The following is a 3218-nucleotide window of genomic DNA, read 5'->3' as shown; positions in this document are numbered from 1 at the left end:
GTGGTATGAGCGCCAGGAGCTGTGAGGTCGAAGCCGACTGCGGAGCGCGGACGTTGCGCGAGGACCTGGAGCAGCGGGTGGCGCTGGCGACTCCCTCGGACACGGTGCGGGGGGGGTTCTTCCTCGGCGCGCTGGAGGAGGTGAGGGCGAGCGTGGGCGAGGCGGGGGTGCGCCAGTGCGTGGAGGCGGGAGGCGAGCCGCGCTTCGTGGAGTTCTTCAACTACCCGGTGGGCACCTGGCTGCGGGTGAGCGAGGTGGCGGCGCGGCTGATGGCGCCGGAGTGCGGGAGCTGGGAGGAAGCGCAGCGGCGGCTGGGGCGCCGGGCCAAGGTGGACCTGCTGCGGTCGGCGACGGGCCGGGCGCTTCAGCTCGTGTCTCGAGACGAGCCGCGGGGGCTGGTGGCCAACCTGCCCTCGGCGTACCGGGCGGCGGTGAACTACGGGGAGCGCACGGTGGTGTGGGAGGGCTTGTCGAGGGGCCGCGTCATCATGCGGCGCGACTTCATGCCGTGCGCGTTCCACGAGGGCGTGCTGCTGGCGGTGCTGGAGGGGATGAAGGTGCGGGGGGTGGAGGTGCGCGGGCTGCGGGTGGGGGTGCTGGACGCGGAGTACCTCATCGCCTGGGAGTGAGGCGCAGGGTTTGCGCGGGCCCGGCCGCGCGCGGACGCAGGCTTTGCGCGGCGGGCCTCGGGGGCATGTCGGTTACCGGACAGGACAGGGGACGTCGGGGCCTGGAGAAGGACCGGATGTGGAGTGCCTGACGCAACGCATTTGAATCGGCCTCGCGGCATACGTGGTGCAGTAGGTGGTCACCATTCCCCTCTTCCTCGGTAAGGTACGGCCGATGCGCGCTGAATCGATGACGTTGGCGGAAGCCCCGCGCGGTTGGGAGCAGGACCTGGCGTGGCGGATGGCGGTGGCGGCGCCCGAGGACACGGTGCGAGGCACGTTCTTCAACGGCACGCTGGCGGCGGTGCGCAAGCTGGGGGACGCGGAGGCGGTGCGCAGCTGCCAGGCGGCGAGCGGAGAGGAGAAGTTCCTCGACTTCTTCAACTATCCGCTGCGGGCCTTCCTGCGGCTGCTGGAGTGCGCGGCGCATCAACTGGGAGCGCGGTGGGGCGGTGGGGAGGCGGTGCTGCGGGAGCTGGGGCGGCATGTCCACTCGGACTTCCTGGCGTCGCCGGTGGGGAAGACGGCGGTGCTGCTGGCGTACGGCAGTCCGAGGCGGATGCTGGAGACGGCGCCGGACATCTACCGGCAGTCCATGAGTTTCGGGGAGCAGGTGGTGGTGTGGACGGGGCCGCGCAGTGGGCGCTTCGTGCTGCGGGGCGACTTCCTGCCGGCCGTGTGCCACGAGGGGGTGCTGGAGGCGCTCATCCAGGCGGCGGGTGGACGCCGGGCGCGGGTGGAGCGCGAGTGGGCGAACGGACTGGATGGCGAGTACCGCTTCTCCTGGGAGTAGCATGCCCGGGATGGATCCGCGGACAGCGAGTGACAGCGAGTTCCTCGGGGCGGTGGAGGCGAGCACCTGGCCCGGGGAGAGCTTCGGCCACCGGGAGCACGTGCGATTGGGGTGGCTGTACCTGCGCCGGCACGGGCCCGAGGCGGGATACGGACGCCTCCAGGAGACGATCCGCCGGTACGCGACGGCGCTGGGAGCGGCGGGCAAGTACCACGAGACGGTGACGCGGGCATGGAGCGCGCACGTGTACGCGGCACTCCGGGAGACGCCAGGACTGGAGCCCTTCGACACCTTCCTGGCCGCGCACCCGGAGCTGTTGAACGGGAAGCTGCTGGAGCGGCACTACCGCGAGGAGACGCTGGGCTCGGAGGAGGCGAAACGGGCCTGGGTGGCGCCGGACGTCGCGCCGCTGCCCGACTTCCCGTGAGGCCTCAAACCGTAGGCAGTGGTTGAAAGGTCACCCCGTCGAGTCCCAGGCGCTGGCAGGCATCGACGAAGCGCTCGGTGCAGACGACGACGGTGGAGAAGTCCTCCAGCCGGAACACGTCCAGGTGGCTGGGCAATGTCGAGGCCTCCAGCAAGAGGGGCTTGGGCAGGGTGAGGCCGTGACGATGGCAGCGAGGGCAGGGAGGCTTGCGGTGGAGGGGCAGGCACTGCGGGTGAGCGCGACCGGAAGCGCCATTGGGTGGGACAGCCCTTGAGACCTCGTAGGCCCTCGGCCTGAAGTTTCGCCGCACCGGGTTCCAGCACGGCTCCCGGGGGGAGGAGCGGGCGGACCAGCTCGCACAGCCTTTCATACTCCTCGATGGGCTCGGGCCGGGCCTCCTCGAAGTCGGCCAGGGAGGCAACTGGGGTGAGGTCCACCGAGGGGTAGACTTTGGAGCCAGCACCCCAGGTGACCTTGCAAACGGGGCAGTTGAGGAGACCCGGAAGACCCCACCTGTGTACGCCGTCAATGGAGCCGGTGTAACCCGCGGACCTGTCTTCCTTGATGGCGAAGTAGTGCATGCGCGTGCTCACAGTCGTCTGAGGTCATCTCCGAAGTCAACTCCGCCCGAGTGACGGCGGAAGTGGTTTTGCGCTTGCTACCGTGAGCGCGCCTCTCCTAGCGTGCGCGCCTGCTCCTCGAGGCCGCGCGTGCGCCCTGGTCCCTGGCTCTTCCTGTCCCTCCTGCTCTGCACCTCGGCCGCCGCGCGGGAAGGGGCCGGCCCTCCAGCGCTCCAGCGGCGCACGCTCGTGCTCCCTCCACGCCCCGGTCGGGTACCGCCCCTGGAACTGCACGTAGCCGCGGGCGTGGCCACCCTCGTGTACTTCGACTTCCCCCCGCCCGCCGAGTCCCTGGAGCCTTCCCAAGACGATGCACCCGTCCAGATCGTCCGCATGGCCGACGGCTCGCTCATCCTCGTCTCTTCGCGGCCCCTGGCCCCGGGCGAGCAGGTGCCCTTCTCCCTATCCACCGGGGCCGGCTCAGAGCCCCTCCGCTTCGTGCTCGTCACCCGCCGCGATGCGGTGGACCTTCAGGTGCGCGTGGTGCGCGCCCCGGACTCCGCCCGCGAGCAGGACGCGGAGTCCATGGCCCGGAGCCTCCTCGCCGCCCCCGATGCTCGTGCCTCGCTCGTCGTCCCCCAGGCGACGGTGGACCACCAACCCTGGGACGCGTTTGTGCGGGTTGAATCCGTGCTCTGGCTGGGCAAGCGCTTCTTCGCCACCGTCGCCGTGCGCAGCCGCAAGAAGGGCGCTCCCCCCTGGCCGCTGGT

The 3218-nt window shown here is 70.8% G+C and carries 5 protein-coding genes and 1 pseudogene; 4 read left to right on the top strand and 2 right to left on the bottom strand.

The window, feature by feature from the left end; translation table 11 throughout:
* The 3 genes from VF794_RS01200 to VF794_RS01190 all read left to right on the top strand — a co-directional run.
* The coding region (locus tag VF794_RS01200) for a DUF2378 family protein (RefSeq protein ID WP_331106874.1) at nucleotides 1-629 on the top strand (629 nt) is incomplete at its 5' end.
* A gap of 214 nt (nucleotides 630-843) precedes the next feature.
* A complete protein-coding gene (locus tag VF794_RS01195) occupies nucleotides 844-1461 on the top strand; it encodes a TIGR02265 family protein (protein ID WP_331106872.1) in 618 nt (205 codons plus the stop codon).
* Nucleotides 1462-1471: 10 nt separating this feature from the next.
* Nucleotides 1472-1888, top strand: a complete 417-nt coding sequence (locus tag VF794_RS01190; protein WP_331106870.1) for a hypothetical protein — start codon at nucleotides 1472-1474, stop codon at nucleotides 1886-1888.
* A gap of 4 nt (nucleotides 1889-1892) precedes the next feature.
* Here VF794_RS01190 and VF794_RS01185 read toward each other — a convergent pair whose 3' ends face one another.
* Nucleotides 1893-2258, bottom strand: a complete 366-nt coding sequence (locus VF794_RS01185) for a double-CXXCG motif protein (RefSeq protein WP_331106868.1) — start codon at nucleotides 2256-2258, stop codon at nucleotides 1893-1895.
* A pseudogene (locus VF794_RS01180) lies at nucleotides 2254-2469 on the bottom strand (double-CXXCG motif protein); the annotation flags it as partial. The gene VF794_RS01185 and the pseudogene VF794_RS01180, both read right to left, overlap by 5 nt.
* Before the next feature lie 129 nt (nucleotides 2470-2598).
* On the opposite strand from VF794_RS01180, the gene VF794_RS01175 reads away from it, so the two are divergent.
* The coding region (locus VF794_RS01175) for a DUF2381 family protein (RefSeq protein ID WP_331106866.1) at nucleotides 2599-3218 on the top strand (620 nt) is incomplete at its 3' end.

This window comes from Archangium sp. (assembly GCF_036389735.1).
GTDB lineage: Bacteria > Myxococcota > Myxococcia > Myxococcales > Myxococcaceae > Archangium.
The sequence above is the reverse complement of the archived record's forward strand: the minus strand, read 5'-3'. Positions and strand labels throughout refer to the sequence as shown.